This window comes from Streptomyces sp. RLA131 (assembly GCF_056270125.1).
In genome coordinates, this window is record NZ_JBWDOQ010000002.1 from 1,963,769 (window position 1) to 1,980,927 (window position 17,159).

Here is a 17,159-nt window from a genome sequence, read left to right on the forward strand (position 1 = left end):
CCCGGGCTGCTCCGCGGGCCCGGCCACCGTCCAGCGCGAACGCGCAACCGCTCCACCCACCGTCGAATCGAGTTACCCATGGCATCGGCGACCGTCCGCCCCCGTGAGCGGGGCCGTCCCGCAGGGCCGCGTCTGGCACCGTACGGCTTCCTCATCCCCGCCGCCGCGCTGTTCGCGCTGGTCTTCGCCCTCCCCATCGGCTACGCGCTCTACCTCAGCCTGCGCAAGGTCGAGGTCAAGGGCCTCGGCCTGGGCCACAACGCCCGCCACGAGGTCTGGGCCGGCGTGGCCAACTACACCGACGCGCTGCACGACACCGAGCTGCTGCACGGCGCGCTGCGGACCCTGGGCTACGGCGCCCTGGTGGTGCCGTCCATGCTGGGCCTGGCCCTGCTGTTCGCGCTGATGCTGGACGCGCACCGCACCCGGGCACGCGGCTTCTCCCGGCTGGCGATCTTCCTTCCGTACGCCGTCCCCGGAGTGATCTCCGCGCTTCTGTGGGGCTTTCTCTACCTCCCCACGATCAGCCCGTTCTACTTCCTGATGGACAAGGCGGGCCTGCCCGAGCCCGACCTGCTCTCCGGCGGCGCGATGTTCGGCTCGCTCGCCAACATCGCGGTCTGGGGCGGCACCGGCTTCAACATGATCGTCATCTACACCTCGCTGCGTGCGGTGCCCGTGGAGATCTACGAGGCGGCCCGGATCGACGGCTGCTCGGAGCTGCAGATCGCCCTGCGGATCAAGATCCCGTCGGTGGCCCCGGCCCTGGTCCTCACCTTCTTCTTCTCGATGATCGCCACCCTCCAGGTCTTCAGCGAGCCGATGACGCTCAAGGGGATGACCAACACCATCTCCACCACCTGGAGCCCGCTGATGAAGATCTACCAGGACGCCTTCGTCCGGGGTGACATCTACTCGGCGGCCGCCACCTCCGTGATCCTCGCGGTGGCCACCCTGGCCCTGTCCTTCGGCTTCCTCCGGGCGGCCAACTCCCGTACCAAGCAGGGGGCTTCCTGATGTCCGCCACCACGATCGCCCGCCCGGAGGCGCGTGCCCGGGAGCGCTCCGGCCGCAGCCGCCGGCCCCGCCGCCCCGGCCTGGTCCCCACCGTCGTCCTGCTGCTGGGCGCCGCCTACTGCCTGCTGCCCGTGGCCTGGGTGCTGGTGGCCTCGACCAAGAGCAGCGGTGAGCTGTTCTCCACCTTCACCTTCCTGCCCGGCACCGGCCTGCTGGACAACGTCCGCGACCTGACCGCGTACCGCGACGGCGTCTACTGGCAGTGGATGCTCAATTCCCTGTTCTACTCGGGGGTCGGTGCCCTGCTGTCCACGGCGGTGTCCGCGCTGAGCGGCTACGCGCTCGCCAAGTACCGCTTCCGGGGCCGCGAGACGATCTTCAACGTCCTGCTGACCGGGGTGCTGATGCCGCCGGTCGTCCTCGCCATCCCGCAGTACCTCCTGATGGCCAAGGCCGGCCTCGCCGACAGCTATGTGTCGGTGCTGCTGCCGAGCGTCCTGTCCCCGTACGGGATCTACCTCGCCCGGATCTACGCCGCCGCCGCGGTCCCCGACGACGTCGTGGAGGCGGCCCGGGTGGACGGCGCCCGGGAGTGGGGGATCTTCGCCAGGATCGGGCTGCCGATGATGCTCCCCGGGCTGGTGACGGTCTTCCTCTTCCAGTTCGTGGCGATCTGGAACAACTTCCTGCTGCCGTTCATCATGCTCGGTGACGACGAGAAGTTCCCCGTCACACTGGGTCTGTACACACTGCTCCAGCAGGGCGCGTCGGCACCGGCGCTCTACACCCTGGTCATCACCGGCGCGATGCTGGCGATCATGCCGCTGATCGCGCTCTTCCTGGTGATCTCCCGGTTCTGGAGTCTGGATCTGCTGTCCGGCGCCGTAAAGTCCTGACCCGAAGCCTGCCGAGAGAAAGCGCCGCATGAGCCGCACCGAACGACGTCGACCACCGACGATCCACGATGTCGCCCGCGAGGCCGGGGTGTCCCGCGGCACGGTCTCCCGGGTGCTCAACGGGGGCCACAACGTCAGCCCGACGGCGCTGGAAGCGGTCAACGCGGCGATCCGCAGAACGGGATACGTGGTCAACCGGCATGCCCGCAGCCTGATCACCGGCCGCTCGGACTCGGTGGGCTTCCTGCTCACCGAGCCGCAGGAGCGGTTCTTCGAGGACCCCAACTTCAACGTCCTGCTGCGCGGCTGCACACAGGCCCTGGCCGCCCACGACATCCCGCTGCTGCTGATGATCGCCGGGACGGAACCGGAACGGCGGCGGATAACGCGCTACATCACCGGCGGCCACGTCGACGGCGTACTGCTGGTCTCCAGCCACTCGGGCAACCCGATGGCCGAGCGGCTGGAGCAGGGCGGGGTGCCGGTCGTGGCCTGCGGTGAGCCGCTGGGCCAGAGCCACGCCATCGCGTATGTCGCCGCCGACGAACGGGGCGGGGCCCACCAGATGGTCCGCCACCTGGTCGCCTCCGGACGCCGCCGGATCGCCATGATCACCGGGCCGCTGGACACCCCCGGCGGTGTCCAGCGCCTCGCCGGCTACCGCGAGGAGCTGACGACCGCCGGACTGGAGACCGACGAGCGGCTCGTCGCCGAGGGCGACTACAGCCGCGCCAGCGGGGACGCCGCCATGACCGCCCTGCTCACCCGGGTCCCCGACCTCGACGCGGTCTTCGTCGCCTCCGACCTCATGGCGCAGGGCGCCCTGACCGCCCTGGACCGGGCCGGCCGCCGCGTCCCGGAGGACGTCGCCGTCGGCGGCTTCGACGACTCCCCCGCCGCCATGGGCACCCGGCCCCCGCTCACCACCGTCCGCCAGCCCTGGGACCGCATCAGCACCGAGATGGTCCGCGTCCTGCTGGCCCGCCTCTCCGGCGAGGACCCCTCCGCGGTCATCCTCCCGACGGAACTGGTGCGGCGCGACTCCGCGTAGCCGGCGGCCGTTCGCGAGCAGGGGTCAACTCGCCCTAGGATCAGGCACGTTGACCGCGCGGCTGCTCGGCAGCTCCGCTGCTCCGCTGCTCTGCTGCTCTGCTGCTCTGCTGCTCTGCTGCTCGGCCGCTCGGCCGCGGTCGGCACATCCTCTTCCGCTCTCGCGCCCCGGAGCCCCCGTGCGTCTTCCCCGTTCCGCTTCCGGCTGGACCATGGCGGTCTTCGGCATCCTCGCCACCGCTCTCGGGCTGGTGGGGCTGGTCTCCCCCGACGTCCAGCTGGGGCTGCTGGGGCTGGGTGCCGCGCACCGGCGCGCCGCGTCCGACTTCACCCACGCGTTCATGACCGCGTCATCCATGGCGGCGGTGAACATGGGCGTCTACTACGTCCTGGCCGCCCTCGCCGACTGGCGGGCCTTCTTCCGCTGGACGGTCCCGTTCCGGCTGCTGACCTGCACGGTCTTCACGCTCGCCGTGATCGGCGGGCGCGCTCCCGGAGCCTTCGTCGGGGTCGGGCTCTGGGAGGGCGCGGGGGCGTTCGCGACGGGAATGGCGCTGCTGTACGAACGGCGCGCGGCCCCCGGGGAACTGCCCGGGGGCGGCATGACGGCGCGCCTGGCCCCGACCGGCGACGCCCGGGCCTGAGCTCCGCGTCGCACGGTGAGCACCGCGAGCTGTCAGGGCCGGGGCCCGCAGGCCGCGCGGATCATTGGGAACCGGTCGGGCCACGGGCCGCGCCGGCACCAGATGTCGAGGGTGGCTATCCGCACGGCGTGAGCCGCAGGGTGAGCACCTCGAAGGGCCGCAGGCTCACCGCGATCGTGCCGTCCGGCTGCGGCTCGACCGGCGGTGCCCCGTCCATCGGGCGCTCCAGCAGGTCGGTGACCTGGGCGCGGGCCACCGGGAAGCCGGGCCGCAGCGTGGTGCGGGCCCGTCCGCCGAGCGACTCGTAGAGCCGGACGACGACGTCCCCGGAGCGGTCGTCGGCGAGCTTGACCGCCTCGATGGCCGCCGCCCGGCCGTCCAGGGCCACCAGCGGCTCCGGGGGTCCGCCGGCGGGGCCGGGGCCGGGGCCGTGACCCGGGACGATCCGCAGCGGCAGGTTGAGGGCGTAGCCGCCCTCCACCGCGTCGGCGACGGAGGCTCCCGGCAGGAGCGAGTACGTCATCCGGTGCCGGCCCTGGTCGGCCTGCGGGTCGGGGCTGCGGGGCGCCCGCACCAGGCTCAGGCGCAGCGTGGTGGTGGTGCCGCCGTCGTGGTCGCGGGTGGTACGGGTCACGTCGTGGCCGTACGTGGAGTCGTTGAGGACGGCGACGCCGTAGCCCGCCTCGGCGACCTGCACCCAGCGGTGGCAGAAGACCTCGAAACGGGCCGCCTCCCAGCTGGTGTTGGTGTGCGTGGGCCGGAAGACGTGGCCGAACTGGATCTCGGCGGCCGAGCGGTCGGCGTGCACGTCCAGCGGGAAGGCCGCCTTGAGGATCTTCTCGGCCTCGTGCCAGTCGATGTCGGTCTCGATGTCGATCCGGGGGCTGCCCGCGTGCAGCCGTACGGTCTGCGTGATGCGGGAGTCCCCGAAGGACCGCTCGATGCGGACGGCGCCGCTCAGCGGGCCGCTCCCGGTGACGGTGAGGCTGTCGACGGCGGTGAGGTCGGTGTACTGCCGCCGGTAGTGCGGGTCGATGTCCCAGGCGTCCCAGTGATTGGGCAGGTCGGTGTGCAGGCGCAGCAGATTGCCGCGTTCGCCGGGGGCCAGGACCTCGCGGTCGGCGACCAGGTCGTACACCGAGGAGAGGAGCCCGGCGTCGTCGAGGGTGACGCGGACCAGGCCGTTGTCCAGGACCCGGTCGGTGACGGTGACGGGGACGGTGACTGGGGGGTGCGCCTCCGTCAGCGGGACGGCGCCGGAGGCGGGTACGTGGGCGTGGACGGTGCGGGGCTCGCCGTCGGGCGTGAGCTCGGCGGGGACGGTGACGACCTCGGTGCGGGGGCGGGGGCCGGCGTTGAACAGCCACGGCGTGGCGGGCCGCGCCTCGGCCGGTCCGTGGTCACCGTCTCGTCGGCTGCCGTCGGCCGGTGGCCGGTCCGGCCCGGACGGGGCGGACAGCGCGGTTGTCGCTGTCGCGATGATCGCTTCCAGCTCTTCCCGGATCCGGGCGTAGGCCGCCTCGGCCTCGCGGTGCACCCAGGCGATGGACGAGCCGGGCAGGATGTCGTGGAACTGGTGGAGCAGCACCGTCTTCCACAGCCGGTCCAGGTCCTCGTACGGGTAGCTGTGGCCGGTGCGCAGCGCGGCGGTGGCGGCCCACAGCTCGGCCTCGCGCAGCAGGTGTTCGCTGCGGCGGTTGCCGGACTTGGTGCGGGCCTGGCTGGTGTAGGTGGCGCGGTGGAGTTCGAGGTAGAGCTCGCCGGACCAGACGGGCGCGTCGGGGTATTCGGCCCGGGCGTCGCGGAAGAAGGTGTTGGGGTCCTGGACGACGACCTTGGCGGAGCCTTCGAGGTCGCGCAGCCGGCGGGCCTTCTCCATCATCTCGCGGGTGGGCCCGCCGCCGCCGTCGCCGTGGCCGAAGGGGACGAGGGAGCGGGTGCCGCCGCCCTTGTCGGCGTAGTTGCGCACCGCGTGGGCCATCTCCGCGCCGGAGAGGACCGCGTTGTAGGTGTCGACGGGCGGGAAGTGGGTGAAGACCCGGCTGCCGTCGATGCCCTCCCACCAGAAGGTGTGGTGGGGCATCCTGTTGGTCTGGTTCCAGGAGATCTTCTGGGTGAGGAACCAGCTCATGCCGGCCAGTTTCGCCAGCTGCGGGTAGGCGCCGGTGTAGCCGAAGGAGTCGGGGAGCCAGACGCCCTCGCACTCGACGCCGAACTCGTCGGCGAAGAAGCGCTTGCCGTGTACGAGCTGCCGGGCCAGGGCCTCGCCGCCGGGCAGGTTGCCGTCGGCCTCGACCCACATGCCGCCGACGGGGATCCAGTTGCCGGCCTTGGCGGCCTCGCGCATGCGGGCGTAGACCTCGGGGTGGTGTTCCTTGGCCCACGCGTACTGCTGGGCCTGGGAGCAGGCGAAGACGAAGTCGGGGTAGTCCGCGGCGAGGGCGGTGACGTTGGAGAAGGTGCGGGCGGTCTTGCGTACCGTCTCGCGCAGCGGCCACAGCCAGGCGCTGTCGATGTGGGCGTGGCCGACGGAGGACAGGGTGTGGGCGCTGGCGTGCGCCGGCCGGGACAGGACGTCGGCGAGCCGGGCCCTGGCAGCCTCGGCGGTGCCGGGCACGTCGGTGATGTCGACGGCGTCGAGCATCCGCTCCAGGGCGCGCAGCAGTTCGTGCCGGCGGGGGTCGGTGGCGGACAGCTCGCGCATCAGCTCCGCGGCGACCTCGATGTCCAGGACCAGGTGCCAGACGTTCTCGTCGAGTACGGCGAGGTCGGCGCGGGCGAAGGTGTAGAGCGGCTCGGGCGGGGCGGTGAGCCGGTCGCCGAGCGGGGTGGGGAGGAAGCCGTTGCCGAGGATGTCGGGGTTGGCGGCGGCCTCCAGCAGGAAGTGCACCGGTTCGCCGCCGGCGGCTTCGCGGGCCACGGGCACGTACTGGTTACGCGGTTCGATGCCCTTGACCGGGTGTCCGGCGGCGTCGTGGACCAGGGCCTCGGCCTGGTTGCCGGGCCAGTCGCCGACGAAGCCGAGGTCGAAGACGGCTTCGACGCGCTTGCCGGCCCATTCGGCGGGGACGGTGCCCTCGGCGCGGATCCAGCTGGTGGACCAGGGGCGGCCCCAGCGCTCGCCGACGGCGAAGGGCCCGTACTCGGCGGCCAGCGCCTCGGCGACCGGCACGGGTTCGCCGGGGACGTGCCAGGCGGTCAGCGTCAGCGGGACGGACGCGCTGTACACGGCGGGGCGGATCCGCTGTGCCAGGACGCGGTCGAGGCGGTCCTCCACCTGCTTGCGGTCGTCATGCATGGCTCAGTCCCGGAGGTAGACGAGGTCGGGTACGTGCTTGCGGCAGCCGTCCGGCAGTCGCTGGGCGACGGTCACGGAGTCCACGAGTGGGTGCAGCGCGAAGGCGCGCGGCGCGGCGGCCCGTTCGCCGGTGGTGGCGGCGTGAGACGGACGGCGCCGGCCCGGTGCGGACCCCTGCGGATCACCGTGCCGGTCATGCGCCCCGTCATCCTGTTCACCGTCGTCATCCCGACCATCAACGGCCTCCAGAGCTTCGCGGCAATCGCCGCCAATGCCGGCCCCGGCGGCCCCGGCCAGGCCGGCCTGACCACGCTGCTGTACTTCTACCAGTCCGCCTTCCTCGACAACGACCACGGCTACGGCGCGGCCGTCCTCCGGGCGTTCTTCGTACTGATCCTGGTGCTGGTCCTCATCAACTGGCGCGTCGTACAACGAGGGAGGAAGACCTGACAGCCGGACCGACGGCCCCGGCCTTCGTCGTCACATGCGTGACCACCGTCCTGGTGCCGCGCACCGCCCGCCGGCGGGTGTGCGCGGCCGAAGGCGGCGCAGCGGCCCGTAAACGGGGCAGGCCCGTGGTGCGCGGCCGGAGCCGTGCACCACGGGCCTGCCGGGGACCAGGTCCCGGCCGCTTCCGGAAGACTTCTAGGAGACGAAGTAGGTCGGGTTCGGGATCTTGTACGACTTGTCGGCGTAGCCGCCGTCGAGGTCGGAGTACTGGTCACCGAAGTTGCCGATGACGTCGTAGCCGAGGGACTCGATGTAGGCGCGGGTGCCGGCCTTGTACTGGACGGTGGTGCAGGTCCAGGCCGTGACGGAGGCGCAGCTGCTCAGGTACGACGGCGGGTTGGCCTTGTTCTTGAGGAAGACGTGGTCCGCGTCGAGGTCCAGGGCGTAGCCGTCGGTGGTGAGGTTCTTCACCGCGGCGGAACGCTGGGCCTCGGCCAGGCCGGAGAGGAGGAAGACCTCGACGTGCTTGGAGTCGGCGTAGTCGACCAGCGAGGTCATGCCGGGAACCGCGGGGCGGTCCGCCTGCTCGACGTAGGCGGCCCAGGTGGTGCTGTTGTACGTGTAGTTGGTCTTCTTCTCGTAGTCGAGGCTGAGAAGCAGGGTGTCGTCGACGTCGAGGACGATCGCCGGCTTCACACCCTTCTTGTAGTGCTTGCCGGCCGCGCGCTTGATGTCCTTCTTGGCCTCGGACAGCACGCTGGCGACGTCCTTGGCGTAGTCGCTGTCCGCGGCGGACTGGTAGACGCCGTTCGCGTCCTTGGTGGTGCCGTAGTACTCGTCGATCTCCGTGACGAGCCTGCCGATGTTGTGCGGCTCGCTGCTGTGCCGCGCCTCGGTCACCTTGCCGTTGTCGCCCGCGGTCGCGACACCGGCGCCGTACAGGGCACCGCTCGCGATGGCACAGGCTGCGGCGATCGACGCCACTCTGACGGATGTGCGCATGGATGGGTCTCCGGATCTGGCCTTGTGCAGGCCACGAGGTCGGGATGAGACGTGGTGCCCGGCGGAACTCGCGCCCCCTCTGCACCAGGTCACCGCTTGTCTACGCGCATCAACACAAGGCGTACAACGCACTTTATGCTTCCGTTATGCGATTCATATGAACGTACGAGGCGGTGGGCGCTCAGCGCATCGTCGCGCCGATCGTGCCGCCGTCCGTGCCGAGGAAGGCCGTCGCGGGCAGCGAACCGCCCGCCCGGCGTGGCGCGTGGGCGGTGGCGGCGTCCCCCGAGCCGAAGGACGGGGCGGCGACCCCGGCGTCCCAGCTGTTGCCCGACGAGACGGCCTGGGCGCCGAGTTCGGCCGGGCCGCCGGTGTCGGCGACCGCGAGGTTCCTGGTCAGCCGGGCGGCGCCGGTGGCGAAGCGGAAGCCGGTGCCGCGGTTGGCGTAGGCGGTGTTGCGGTCGAGGCTGACCGCGCCGGAGCCGGAGCCCCCGGTGAAGCCGTCGGCGGCGTTGTCCCAGGCGGCGTTGGAACGCAGCAGGTGCGGGGCGGAGTTGTGGGCGGCGGCGAGCACGAAGCCGTTGCCGTGCCGGCTGTTGCCGGTCTCGCCGGTCTTGCCGGTCTCGCCGGTCTCGCCGGTGCCGCTCTCGCCGTCGCCGGCCTTGCCGTTGCCGAAGGCCCAGCTGCGCTCGACGGTGACCGGGGAGGCCCACCGCCACACGTCCATGCCGTCGTCCGCGTTGTTGAACAGCCGGGCCCCGGTGACCCGGTTGCCGCTGCCCGAGCCCGAGGTGACGGCCAGTCCGTCGGCGTCGTCGCGCCGGCCCGCCGGGTCGTGGTTGTCGTAGGAGTCCAGGTTCCGGATCAGGTTGTCCACCGTACGGTCGCCGCGCAGGGTGAACCCGCTGCCGCCGTTGCCGCTGGTGGCGAGGTTGCTGAAGATCCCGCCGGTGCTGGAGGTCACGACCAGGCCGCGCGCCGGGGAGTTCTGGAAGCGCAGCCCGGACACCGTCCAGTAACTGCCGCTGATCCCGGCCAGCGTGGAGCCGGCGGGCAGCCGGGAGCCGTCGATCCGGACCGTCTCCGACCCGTACGCGGTCAGGGTGATCCGCGAGCCCGGCCGGCCGCTCGCGGCGGCGCGCAGGGTGCTGGTCGGGTAGTACGTGCCGCCGCGTACCCGGATCACGGTGCCGGCCGAGGCGCCCTCGACGGCGCTCCGCAGGCCCGCGGTGGTGGAGACCGTGACCGTGGTGGACGCCTGGGCGTAGAGCGGCATGGCGGTGAGGTAGACCCCCGTCCCGCAGCCGACCGCCACCAGCACGGTGGCGATCGACAGGGAGGGGTCCTTGCGGTGGCGTCCGGCGGAGCGTCTCACGGGGAAGGGATCCTCTCGCGATGGTCCTGGTTTCCTGTGGTTGCCGCCGGACGCCGAAAGGTTGCCGCGAATCCGGAATGAATCCGGAACGAATCCGGAACCGGTTCCGTACGGCTCAGTTCATCGTGGCGCCGATGGTGCTGCTGCCGGTGGTGAGGAAGGTCGTGGCGGGCAGCGACCCGTCGGACTGACGGGAGTTGTAGCAGGTGGTGGCGTCGGTGCTGACGAACGACGGGGTGGAGATCCCGGAGTCCCAGTTGTTGCCTGCCGAGGTCACCGAACCGCCCTTGGACACCGAGCCGCTGCCGTTGCTCACGGCGAGGTTCTTGCCCAGCTTCGCCGAGCTGGTGGCGAAGTAGTAACCGTACTTGGTGTTGGCGTAGGCGGTGGTGCGGTTGATGACGATCGCCCCGGTGTTGCTGTTCTCGGTGAAGCCGCTGCCCGCGTCGTCCCACGCGGCGGAGTTGTTGACGACATGGGCGACGGTCTCACCGTCGCCGCCCAGCTTGTAGCCGTTGCCGTCGCCCGCGAAGGCGGAGTCCGACCAGCGGTTCTTGCCGTTGCCGAAGGACCAGGTGTGCTCGATGGTGACGGGGGACGAGAAGGACCACAGGTCGAGGCCGTCGTCGGAGTTGTTGTAGAGGCGGGCGCCGGTGACCAGATTGCCGGTGCCGGAGCCGAACTTGATGGCGACGCCGTCGGCGTTCTCCCCGTGGGTGGCGGCGTCGTAGTTGCCGTAACTGTCCAGGTTCTTGACGGTGTTGTTGGTCGTGGAGTCGCCGGTGAGGGTGAACCCGGAGTCGCCGTTGTCGATGGTCTTGACGTTGCTCCACAGCGTCGAGGCGCAGGACTGGCAGACCACCGCGCTGTCCGGGGAGTTCTGGAAGGTGATGTTCGAGACCGTCCAGTAGTCGGCGGTGAGTTTGAAGATCCAGTCGCCGTCGGGAAGGCTGGAGCCGTCGATCTTGACCGTCTCCGAGCCGTAGGCCTGCAGGTAGACCCGGTTGGAGGAGGTGCCGTTGGCCGTCGACTGCAGCGTGGCCGTCGGGTAGTACGTGCCGCCGCGCACCTGGATGACGGTGCCGGCTGCGGCACTGGAGATGGCGCTCTGCAGGGCCGCCGTGGTGGACACCGTGACGGTGGCGGCGTGCGCCTGGGGCGCGGTCAGCAGGGCGCCGCCGGTGGTGGCGGCCAGGACCGCGAACGCGGTCGCGGCGGACCGCCGGGAGCGGCTGGAACGGGCGGTGCGTGCGGAGCGTGCGGTGCGTGCGGAGCGTGCGGAGCGTGCGGAGCGTGCGGAGCGGATTCGGCTCATGGTGCGGATCCCTTCCCGTGGGGGTGTCGACCGGCGCGTCCCGGCGCCGGTGCTGTGGGGGGGTGGAGTTGTGGGTTGTGGTTGTGGTTGTGGGGGGGAGCTAGAGCTCCGGGAGGGTGTCCGGCCAGCTGATCGCGTCGTCGGGGACGGCGTCGTCCAGACCGGTCAGGGCCCCCGGCGGGAGGAGGTGCTGCCGGTGCAGTTCGCGGGCGACCAGCCGGGCGACCTCGATGGCCCCGTGGGCCTGGAAGTGGGTGTTGTCGGCCACGCCGGCCGGGTAGTTGGGGGACTCCCCCGCGTCGAGCCAGAGGAAGCAGTCCTTGGTGGCCTCCGCCCCCAGCTCGTCCCACAGGGCGAGGCTGAGCGCCTGGAGGTCGACCAGCGGTACGTCCTCCTCCTCGGCCAGTGCCTTCATCGCCGCCGGGTAGTCGCCGTGCGAGGCGTAGGCGTGCCCGTCGGCGCCGAAACGGCGGCGCTCGACGGGCGTGACGAGCACCGGGTGCGCGCCGAGCTGCCGGGCGCCGTCTAGGTAGCTGCGCAGATAGGTCCGGAAGGTGGTCGCGGGGTCGGTGCCGCGGGCCGGGTCGGTGGTCTTCTCGTCGTTGTGGCCGAAGGACACCAGCAGCCGGTCGCCGGGCCGGATGTCGCGCAGGATGTGGTCGAGGAGTCCGGCGTCCTCGTAGCTCTTGGAGCTGGCCCCGGACAGGGCGCGGTCGTCCACGGCGACCCCGCCGCCGGCGAAGAGCGGGAGCGCCTGGGCCCAGCCGGTGCGGGGCGCGGTGCCGGTCGCGTAGACCGAGGCGGTGGAGTCGCCGGCCACCCGGACGGTGACATGGCGTCCGCCCCGCGGGCCCGGGCGGCGCGGGGTGAGCTGCGGCGCCCAGTCGCCGAGCCAGTCGGCGACGGTCCGGGTGGCCGCCTCCTCGTCGGTGAGCTGCGGCCGGTTGTCGGGGACCGTGATCACCGCGCCGGGGCCGACGTTGGCGTACTCGCGGAAGCGCATGGTCTGCCAGGGGTAGGCCGCGCGCATGTCGGTGTACGGGGCCACGGCGTCGATGCCCGGGCCGAGCCAGCTGTCGCGGACGGTCAGCATCGGCCAGGCCGTGGTCTCGTACGACGGCACCCAGGGCCGGGCGATCTTGTACGCGGCGTCCGGCGCGCCACTGGTCACGCGGGAGCGCAGGGCCAGGAAACCGTGCGGGTTGGCTCGGGCCGTGGCGGGCGCGAACACCATGCCGTACGGGGTGAAGTCCACCGCCCGGTCCAGGGTGTGGAACGCGCAGCGGTCGAAGACGGCGGTGGCCCGGCCGAAGACGAAGTCGACGTCGCCCTCGATGTGGCAGTCGCGGTAGTAGTGCCGGTCGAAGGTGTCCAGGGCGGTGGTGTCGGCGAACAGGGTGTCCTGGTGGGCCAGCAGCCGGACGTGGTCGAAGAAGGTGCGGTCGCCGGTGGCGTGGACGGCGACGGCCTGGGTGCCGGTGATGTCGGGGTGGTCGGCGCGCAGCCAGTCGTTGGCGACGGTGAGGTCACGTACGGTCACCCCGGGTGCGGCGGAGGTGAAGGTGGCCGAGCCCGCGGTGCCGTAGGTGCCGCTGCCGTCGGGCTTGGGGGTGCCGTTGGCGTTGTCGTACACGATGACGATGTCGCGCGGGTCGCCGGTGGCGCCGGTGAGGGTCAGCCCGGCCCGGCCGGCGGGCACGGTGACGGTCTCGCGGTAGGTGCCCGGGGCGATGACCAGGGTCCAGCCGCCGGCCGGGGTGCCGGGGACGGCGTCCACCGCGGCCTGGACCGTGGTGTGGTCGCCGTGTCCGGCGGCGTCCACGAAGAGCGTACGGCGGTCGGGGCGGTGGCCGGGGGAGCCGTGGTCGCCGAAGCGTCCGTCGTCGGCGCTGCCGGTGGGGGTGGGGGTGGCGGCGCGGGCTGTGGCGGCTGCGGCGGTGGTGGCCGCGGCCCAGCCCAGGGCGGCGGCCGTCGCCGTGGCGGTCAGCAGGGAGCGGCGGCTCAGGCGGGGGTCGGCCATGTCAGCGGCTCCCCTCGGGGGCGCGCCACGGGGCCCAGTCGCCGAGGTACACCTCGCGGGTGGCCGAGGCGGCCTCCTCGTCGGTGAGCTGCGGCCGGTTGTCCGGCACCGTGATCAGCGCGCCGGGGCCGCTGTTGCGGTACTCGCGGAAGCGCTGGTTCTGCCATGGGAAGCCGGCGGACATGTTGGCGTACGGCTCGGCCGCGTTGACGCCGGGGCCCAGCCGGCTGTCGCGGACGGTGAGCATCGGCACGGCCGTGGGGTCGGAACCCGGTACCCAGGGGCGGGCCAGCCGGTAGTACGTGTCCGGCGCGGCGCTGGTGATCCTGGAGCCGGTCACCAGGTAGCCGCGCGGGTTGGCGGCGGCGGTGCTGGGGGCGAAGACGAAGCCGTACGGGGCCGAGGCGAGGTCGCCGCGGTCCAGGGTGTGGAAGTGGCAGTGCTCGTAGACGGCGGTGGCCCGGCCGAAGACGAAGTCGACGTCGCCCTCGATGTAGCAGCGGTCGTAGTACTGCCGGGCGAAGGCGGTCAGGGCCGTCGAGTCGGCGTACAGCGTGTCCTGGTGGCCGAGGAAGCGGCAGTGGTGGAAGGCGGACCGGTCGCCCTGCACCTTGATGGCGACGGCCTGGGTGCCGGTGATCCCGGGGTGGTCGGCGCGCAGCCAGTCGTTGGCGAAGGTCAGGTGGCGAGCGGTGAAGCCGTCGGCCTGCACGGTGGTGGTCGCCGAACCGGTGGTGCCGTAGGTGCCGCTGCCGTCGGGCTTGGGGGTGCCGTTGGCGTGGTCGTAGACGATCACCGTGTCGCGCGGGTCGGCGGTGGCGCCGGTCAGGCTCAGGCCGGTCTTGGAGGCCGTGATCAGGACCGTCTCACGGTGGATGCCGGGGCCGAGCACGATCGTCCAGGGCTCCGCGGGCAGGTCGGGGGTGGCGTCGACGGCTGCCTGGAGGGAGTCACCGGCGGGGACGAACAGGGTGCGGCGCCGGTCGGCGGCGCGGGCGGCGGTGGCGGTGGCCGGGCCGGCTCCGAGCCCGAGGGCGGCGGCCGTCCCGGCCAGGAGGGCGGATCTGCGGGTCAGGGGCAAGGGTCCACTCCTTTGTGGATGGGTGCGGGGTGAGCGTGGGGGCGCGGGGGCGGCGGGGCGCCGGCCGGGGACGGTCGGCCGGCGCCCGCCCGTGGGGGGAGGTCCGGGGGGCCGGGTCAGAGCTTGCCGGCGCCCGCGTGGCAGTCGACGATGCGCGGGATGTCCCTCGGGGCGTCGACCGCCGTGCGCAGGGTGGGGGCCCAGCCGGCGTCGTCGCCGAGGAGTTCGCCCGGGACGTTGGTGTTGTGGACGGCGAGCAGATCGGTCTCGGTGCCGTTGACGTAGTTGTCGTCGGCGGTCAGGGCGGTGCCCTTCCACTTCTTGATGACGGTGCCGACGTCGGTACCGGCCGGGAGGGTGAAGGCGTTGGCCTCGGCGACGAGTTGCGACTGGTAGCCGACGCCGAGGCTGTAGCCGAACTCGTAGCCGGAGTCCGCGGTGGTGACGTAGTGGTTGTTGTAGGCGTCGACCTGGCCGAAACGGACCCTCGGGGCGCGCTCGGTGACGTTCCGGTAGAGGTTGTGGTGCAGCGTCACCCGCAGCTTGCCCGCGTCGGTCGCGGAGGCGCTGTCGCTGTTGCCGATCAGCGACGTCTTGTCGTGCTCCTTGAAGACGTTCCACGATCCGGTGATCAGGTCGGAGCCCTTGATGATGTCGAAGAGGCCGTCGTGCTTCTGGTAGATGCGGCCGTAGTAGCTCGGCAGCGAGGAGTCGGGCTCGGCGCCGTCGGAGAAGGTGTTGTGGTCGACCCAGACATGGGTGGAGGTGACCACGGTGAGGTTGTCGTACTCCGAGTTCCAGTTGCCGGTGTCGCCGTCGGTGGGGTCCCAGGCGGGGAAGCAGTCGGAGGCGTTCTCGAACGCGAGGTTGCGGATGATGACGTTGTCGGCGCCCTTGACCATCAGGTTGCCGCCCAGGATCGTGGCGCCCTTGCCGACGCCGACGATGGTGGTGTTGGAGCCGACGACGACCTGGACCCGCTCGGCCTGCACCTTCTGGGAGGCGGCGCGGGCGTCCTCCTGGGCGCCGGAGGGCTCGGTGGTACGGCCCCAGGTGCCGGGGTCGTAGGCGGTGAGGTAAGCGTCGAGGGAGTAGCCGCCGGTGGCGTAGTCGTCGCAGCCGAGCGCGGCGCCGGTGTCGTCGGTGTTGAAGTCGATGGTGCCCCGCACCTGGATGATCTTGGGGGTGCTGTCGCCGCCGTTGAGGGCGGCGACCAGCTGGGCACGGTTGCGTACGGTCAGGACGTGGGCGGCGTCGGCGGCCGCGCCGCCGGTGGTGCCGGTGCCGCTCGACGCCCAGCCGTCGCCCGCGGGGAGCGTGGCACGGGCGGGGGACGCGGCCTGGGCCGGTACGGCGGAGGCGGCGGCCAGCGCCAGGGAGGCGCAGCCGACCAGGGTTGCGATGATGCGGGCATGACAGACTGACCTGCGCATTGCTGCTCCTTGCGGGGAGAAGGTGCGGTGCGGGTGAGGCCGGGAGGGGCGGCGGCAGACCGCCCCTCCCGGTGCCGGTGCCGGTATCGGTGCCGGTGCCGGTATCGGCGTGCCGGTGCCGGTATCGGCGTGCCGGTGCCGGGCCGGGTGAGGAGCGGGTGAGGACCGGGGTGGGGCCGGTCAGGAGCTGTGCTTCTTCCAGTCGGCCTGGGCCGCGTCGATCTTCTGCGCGAACAGGTCCAGGAACTGCTTGGCCGTCTCCTTGCCCAGCACCAGCTTCTGGAAGTCGGGCTCGGTGTCGGTCTTGCTGATCGTGCCCCAGTCCGGCAGGTAGTACGGCAGCTGGACGATCTTGGTGTTGCTGTCGGTCAGCGCGTCCAGAGCGGCCTTGGTGGTCGGCGACTGCGCGATCCAGGAGGCCTTCTGCGCCTCGGAGTTGGCCGGTATGGAGCCCGCCGACTCGTTCCACAGGCTGTTCATCTCCGCCGACCCGGCGAACTCCATGAACTTCCAGGCCGCCTCCTTGTTCCTGCTCGCCTTGAACAGCCCCAGCCCGTCCACCGGGTTGGAGACCGTGGTGCGGACCCCGCTCGCGTCCAGCGGCATCGCCACACCCGCGAAGTTGTCCTTGCCCAGGGCGTCCACATGGTTCTGGTACGAGCCCAGGTTGTGCTGGAGAATGCCGATCTTGCCGGTGTCGAACTCGGCGACCATCTTGGTGAAGTCGTTGTTCAGGTCGGCCGAGGGCGTGACCTTCTTGTACAGGCCGACGTACTTCTCCAGGGCCGCGACGTTCTTCGGGTCGCTGACCGTGCTCTTGTCACCGTTCCAGAAGGTGGTGATCCCCGACTGGCCGTACATCATGTCCAGCGCCTGGGCCACCGACCCGGCGCCGCCGCGGAAGGTGAAGCCGAACTCGTTCTTCTTCTTGTCCGTCAGCTTCGTGGTCGCGGTGTAGAAGTTGTCCCAGGTGGTCGGGGGCTGAACACCGGCCGCCTTGAACAGGTCGGTGCGGTACCACAGGATGCCCATGTTCGCCGAGGTCGGCAGCGTGTAGAGCTCGTCGTCACCGCCGGCCACCTGGACGCCCCTGACCAGGTTGGGGTCGAGCTTGCCCTTCAGCGCGCCGGAGTCGATCCGGTCGGTCACCGGCGCCAGCGCGCCCTGCGGGACCAGGTCCGCCAGCAACGCCGTACCGACGCCGCCCACGTCCGGCAGTCCGCTGCCGCCACCCGCGATGGCCGTGTCGTACTTCTGCTGCACCTCGGCGGCCGTCACCCCGACGTACTTCACCTTGATGTCCGGGTACTTCTTCTCGAACTTGGCGATGATCTGCTTCCAGACCTCGGTCCTGACCCCTCCGTTGTTGTCCCAGAAGGTGATCTCGCCCTTGCCGCTGCCCTCGTCGCCCTTGCTGCCGGAGCCGTCCGTCCCGCAGGCGGTGGCGGCGAGAGCCAGTGCGGACACGGCCGCGACCGCGGTGACGCCGGTGCGGAGTCTGCGGAGTCTGCGGCCCATTGGTGCGGTCATCGTGGAATCTCCTGTTCGGTAAGTGCTCGGTGCTCGGGACTCGTGGTG

The 17,159-nt window shown here is 71.6% G+C and carries 12 protein-coding genes and 2 pseudogenes; 5 read left to right on the forward strand and 9 right to left on the reverse strand.

Features of this window, described 5'->3' with window-relative positions:
* Positions 1-78: 78 nt before the first annotated feature.
* The 4 genes from RWE79_RS09905 to RWE79_RS09920 all read left to right on the forward strand — a co-directional run bounded on the left by RWE79_RS09905 (position 79) and on the right by RWE79_RS09920 (position 3,607).
* The gene (locus tag RWE79_RS09905) at positions 79-1,017 is read left to right on the forward strand and encodes a carbohydrate ABC transporter permease (protein ID WP_475939657.1); all 939 of its coding nucleotides are present in this window, start codon (positions 79-81) and stop codon (positions 1,015-1,017) included.
* A complete protein-coding gene (locus tag RWE79_RS09910) occupies positions 1,017-1,913 on the forward strand; it encodes a carbohydrate ABC transporter permease (protein WP_475939658.1) in 897 nt (298 codons plus the stop codon). Before RWE79_RS09905 ends, RWE79_RS09910 begins: the two co-directional genes overlap by 1 nt.
* A gap of 28 nt (positions 1,914-1,941) precedes the next feature.
* Positions 1,942-2,964: a LacI family DNA-binding transcriptional regulator gene (locus tag RWE79_RS09915; RefSeq protein ID WP_475939659.1), complete on the forward strand. Its 1,023-nt coding sequence runs from the start codon at positions 1,942-1,944 to the stop codon at positions 2,962-2,964.
* Positions 2,965-3,175: 211 nt separating this feature from the next.
* Positions 3,176-3,607, forward strand: coding sequence for a hypothetical protein (locus tag RWE79_RS09920; RefSeq protein ID WP_475945718.1), 432 nt, complete (start codon positions 3,176-3,178; stop codon positions 3,605-3,607).
* 115 nt (positions 3,608-3,722) lie between these two features.
* Here RWE79_RS09920 and RWE79_RS09925 read toward each other — a convergent pair whose 3' ends face one another.
* Positions 3,723-6,905: an alpha-mannosidase gene (locus tag RWE79_RS09925; protein WP_475939660.1), complete on the reverse strand. Its 3,183-nt coding sequence runs from the start codon at positions 6,903-6,905 to the stop codon at positions 3,723-3,725.
* A gap of 3 nt (positions 6,906-6,908) precedes the next feature.
* Positions 6,909-7,046: pseudogene (locus tag RWE79_RS09930) on the reverse strand (6-phospho-beta-glucosidase); the annotation flags it as partial.
* A gap of 54 nt (positions 7,047-7,100) precedes the next feature.
* On the opposite strand from RWE79_RS09930, the gene RWE79_RS09935 reads away from it, so the two are divergent.
* Positions 7,101-7,355 carry a hypothetical protein gene (locus tag RWE79_RS09935; RefSeq protein ID WP_475946439.1) on the forward strand — a complete coding sequence of 85 codons (255 nt, stop codon included), beginning with the start codon at positions 7,101-7,103 and terminating at the stop codon, positions 7,353-7,355.
* Positions 7,356-7,550: 195 nt separating this feature from the next.
* Here RWE79_RS09935 and RWE79_RS09940 read toward each other — a convergent pair whose 3' ends face one another.
* From RWE79_RS09940 to RWE79_RS09970, 7 genes and pseudogenes are all read right to left on the reverse strand, one after another.
* Positions 7,551-8,357 carry an HAD family acid phosphatase gene (locus RWE79_RS09940; protein WP_475939661.1) on the reverse strand — a complete coding sequence of 269 codons (807 nt, stop codon included), beginning with the start codon at positions 8,355-8,357 and terminating at the stop codon, positions 7,551-7,553.
* Positions 8,358-8,538: 181 nt separating this feature from the next.
* Positions 8,539-9,732 carry a right-handed parallel beta-helix repeat-containing protein gene (locus RWE79_RS09945; protein WP_475939662.1) on the reverse strand — a complete coding sequence of 398 codons (1,194 nt, stop codon included), beginning with the start codon at positions 9,730-9,732 and terminating at the stop codon, positions 8,539-8,541.
* A gap of 115 nt (positions 9,733-9,847) precedes the next feature.
* Positions 9,848-11,047 (reverse strand): right-handed parallel beta-helix repeat-containing protein, encoded by a 1,200-nt coding sequence (locus tag RWE79_RS09950; RefSeq protein WP_475939663.1) that lies wholly within the window; start codon positions 11,045-11,047, stop codon positions 9,848-9,850.
* Between the two features lie 874 nt (positions 11,048-11,921).
* Positions 11,922-13,067, reverse strand: a pseudogene (locus RWE79_RS09955) (pectinesterase family protein); the annotation flags it as partial.
* A gap of 1 nt (position 13,068) precedes the next feature.
* Positions 13,069-14,148 carry a pectinesterase family protein gene (locus tag RWE79_RS09960; protein WP_475939664.1) on the reverse strand — a complete coding sequence of 360 codons (1,080 nt, stop codon included), beginning with the start codon at positions 14,146-14,148 and terminating at the stop codon, positions 13,069-13,071.
* 116 nt (positions 14,149-14,264) lie between these two features.
* On the reverse strand, positions 14,265-15,581 hold the full coding sequence (locus RWE79_RS09965) for a pectate lyase family protein (protein WP_475939665.1): 1,317 nt from the start codon (positions 15,579-15,581) through the stop codon (positions 14,265-14,267).
* A 180-nt stretch (positions 15,582-15,761) separates the two neighbouring features.
* Positions 15,762-17,099: an ABC transporter substrate-binding protein gene (locus RWE79_RS09970; protein ID WP_475945720.1), complete on the reverse strand. Its 1,338-nt coding sequence runs from the start codon at positions 17,097-17,099 to the stop codon at positions 15,762-15,764.
* Positions 17,100-17,159 lie beyond the last annotated feature (60 nt).

What these genes read in the sequence shown, in the direction of transcription:
- RWE79_RS09905 (WP_475939657.1), top strand. Translation starts at nt 79, where the DNA reads ATGGCATCGGCGACCGTCCGCCCCCGTGAGCGGGGCCGTCCCGCAGGG.
- RWE79_RS09910 (WP_475939658.1), top strand. Translation starts at nt 1,017, where the DNA reads ATGTCCGCCACCACGATCGCCCGCCCGGAGGCGCGTGCCCGGGAGCGC.
- RWE79_RS09915 (WP_475939659.1), top strand. Translation starts at nt 1,942, where the DNA reads ATGAGCCGCACCGAACGACGTCGACCACCGACGATCCACGATGTCGCC.
- RWE79_RS09920 (WP_475945718.1), top strand. Translation starts at nt 3,176, where the DNA reads ATGGCGGTCTTCGGCATCCTCGCCACCGCTCTCGGGCTGGTGGGGCTG.
- RWE79_RS09925 (WP_475939660.1), bottom strand. Translation starts at nt 6,905, where the DNA reads ATGCATGACGACCGCAAGCAGGTGGAGGACCGCCTCGACCGCGTCCTG.
- RWE79_RS09935 (WP_475946439.1), top strand. Translation starts at nt 7,101, where the DNA reads ATGCGCCCCGTCATCCTGTTCACCGTCGTCATCCCGACCATCAACGGC.
- RWE79_RS09940 (WP_475939661.1), bottom strand. Translation starts at nt 8,357, where the DNA reads ATGCGCACATCCGTCAGAGTGGCGTCGATCGCCGCAGCCTGTGCCATC.
- RWE79_RS09950 (WP_475939663.1), bottom strand. Translation starts at nt 11,047, where the DNA reads ATGAGCCGAATCCGCTCCGCACGCTCCGCACGCTCCGCACGCTCCGCA.
- RWE79_RS09965 (WP_475939665.1), bottom strand. Translation starts at nt 15,581, where the DNA reads ATGCGCAGGTCAGTCTGTCATGCCCGCATCATCGCAACCCTGGTCGGC.
- RWE79_RS09970 (WP_475945720.1), bottom strand. Translation starts at nt 17,099, where the DNA reads ATGGGCCGCAGACTCCGCAGACTCCGCACCGGCGTCACCGCGGTCGCG.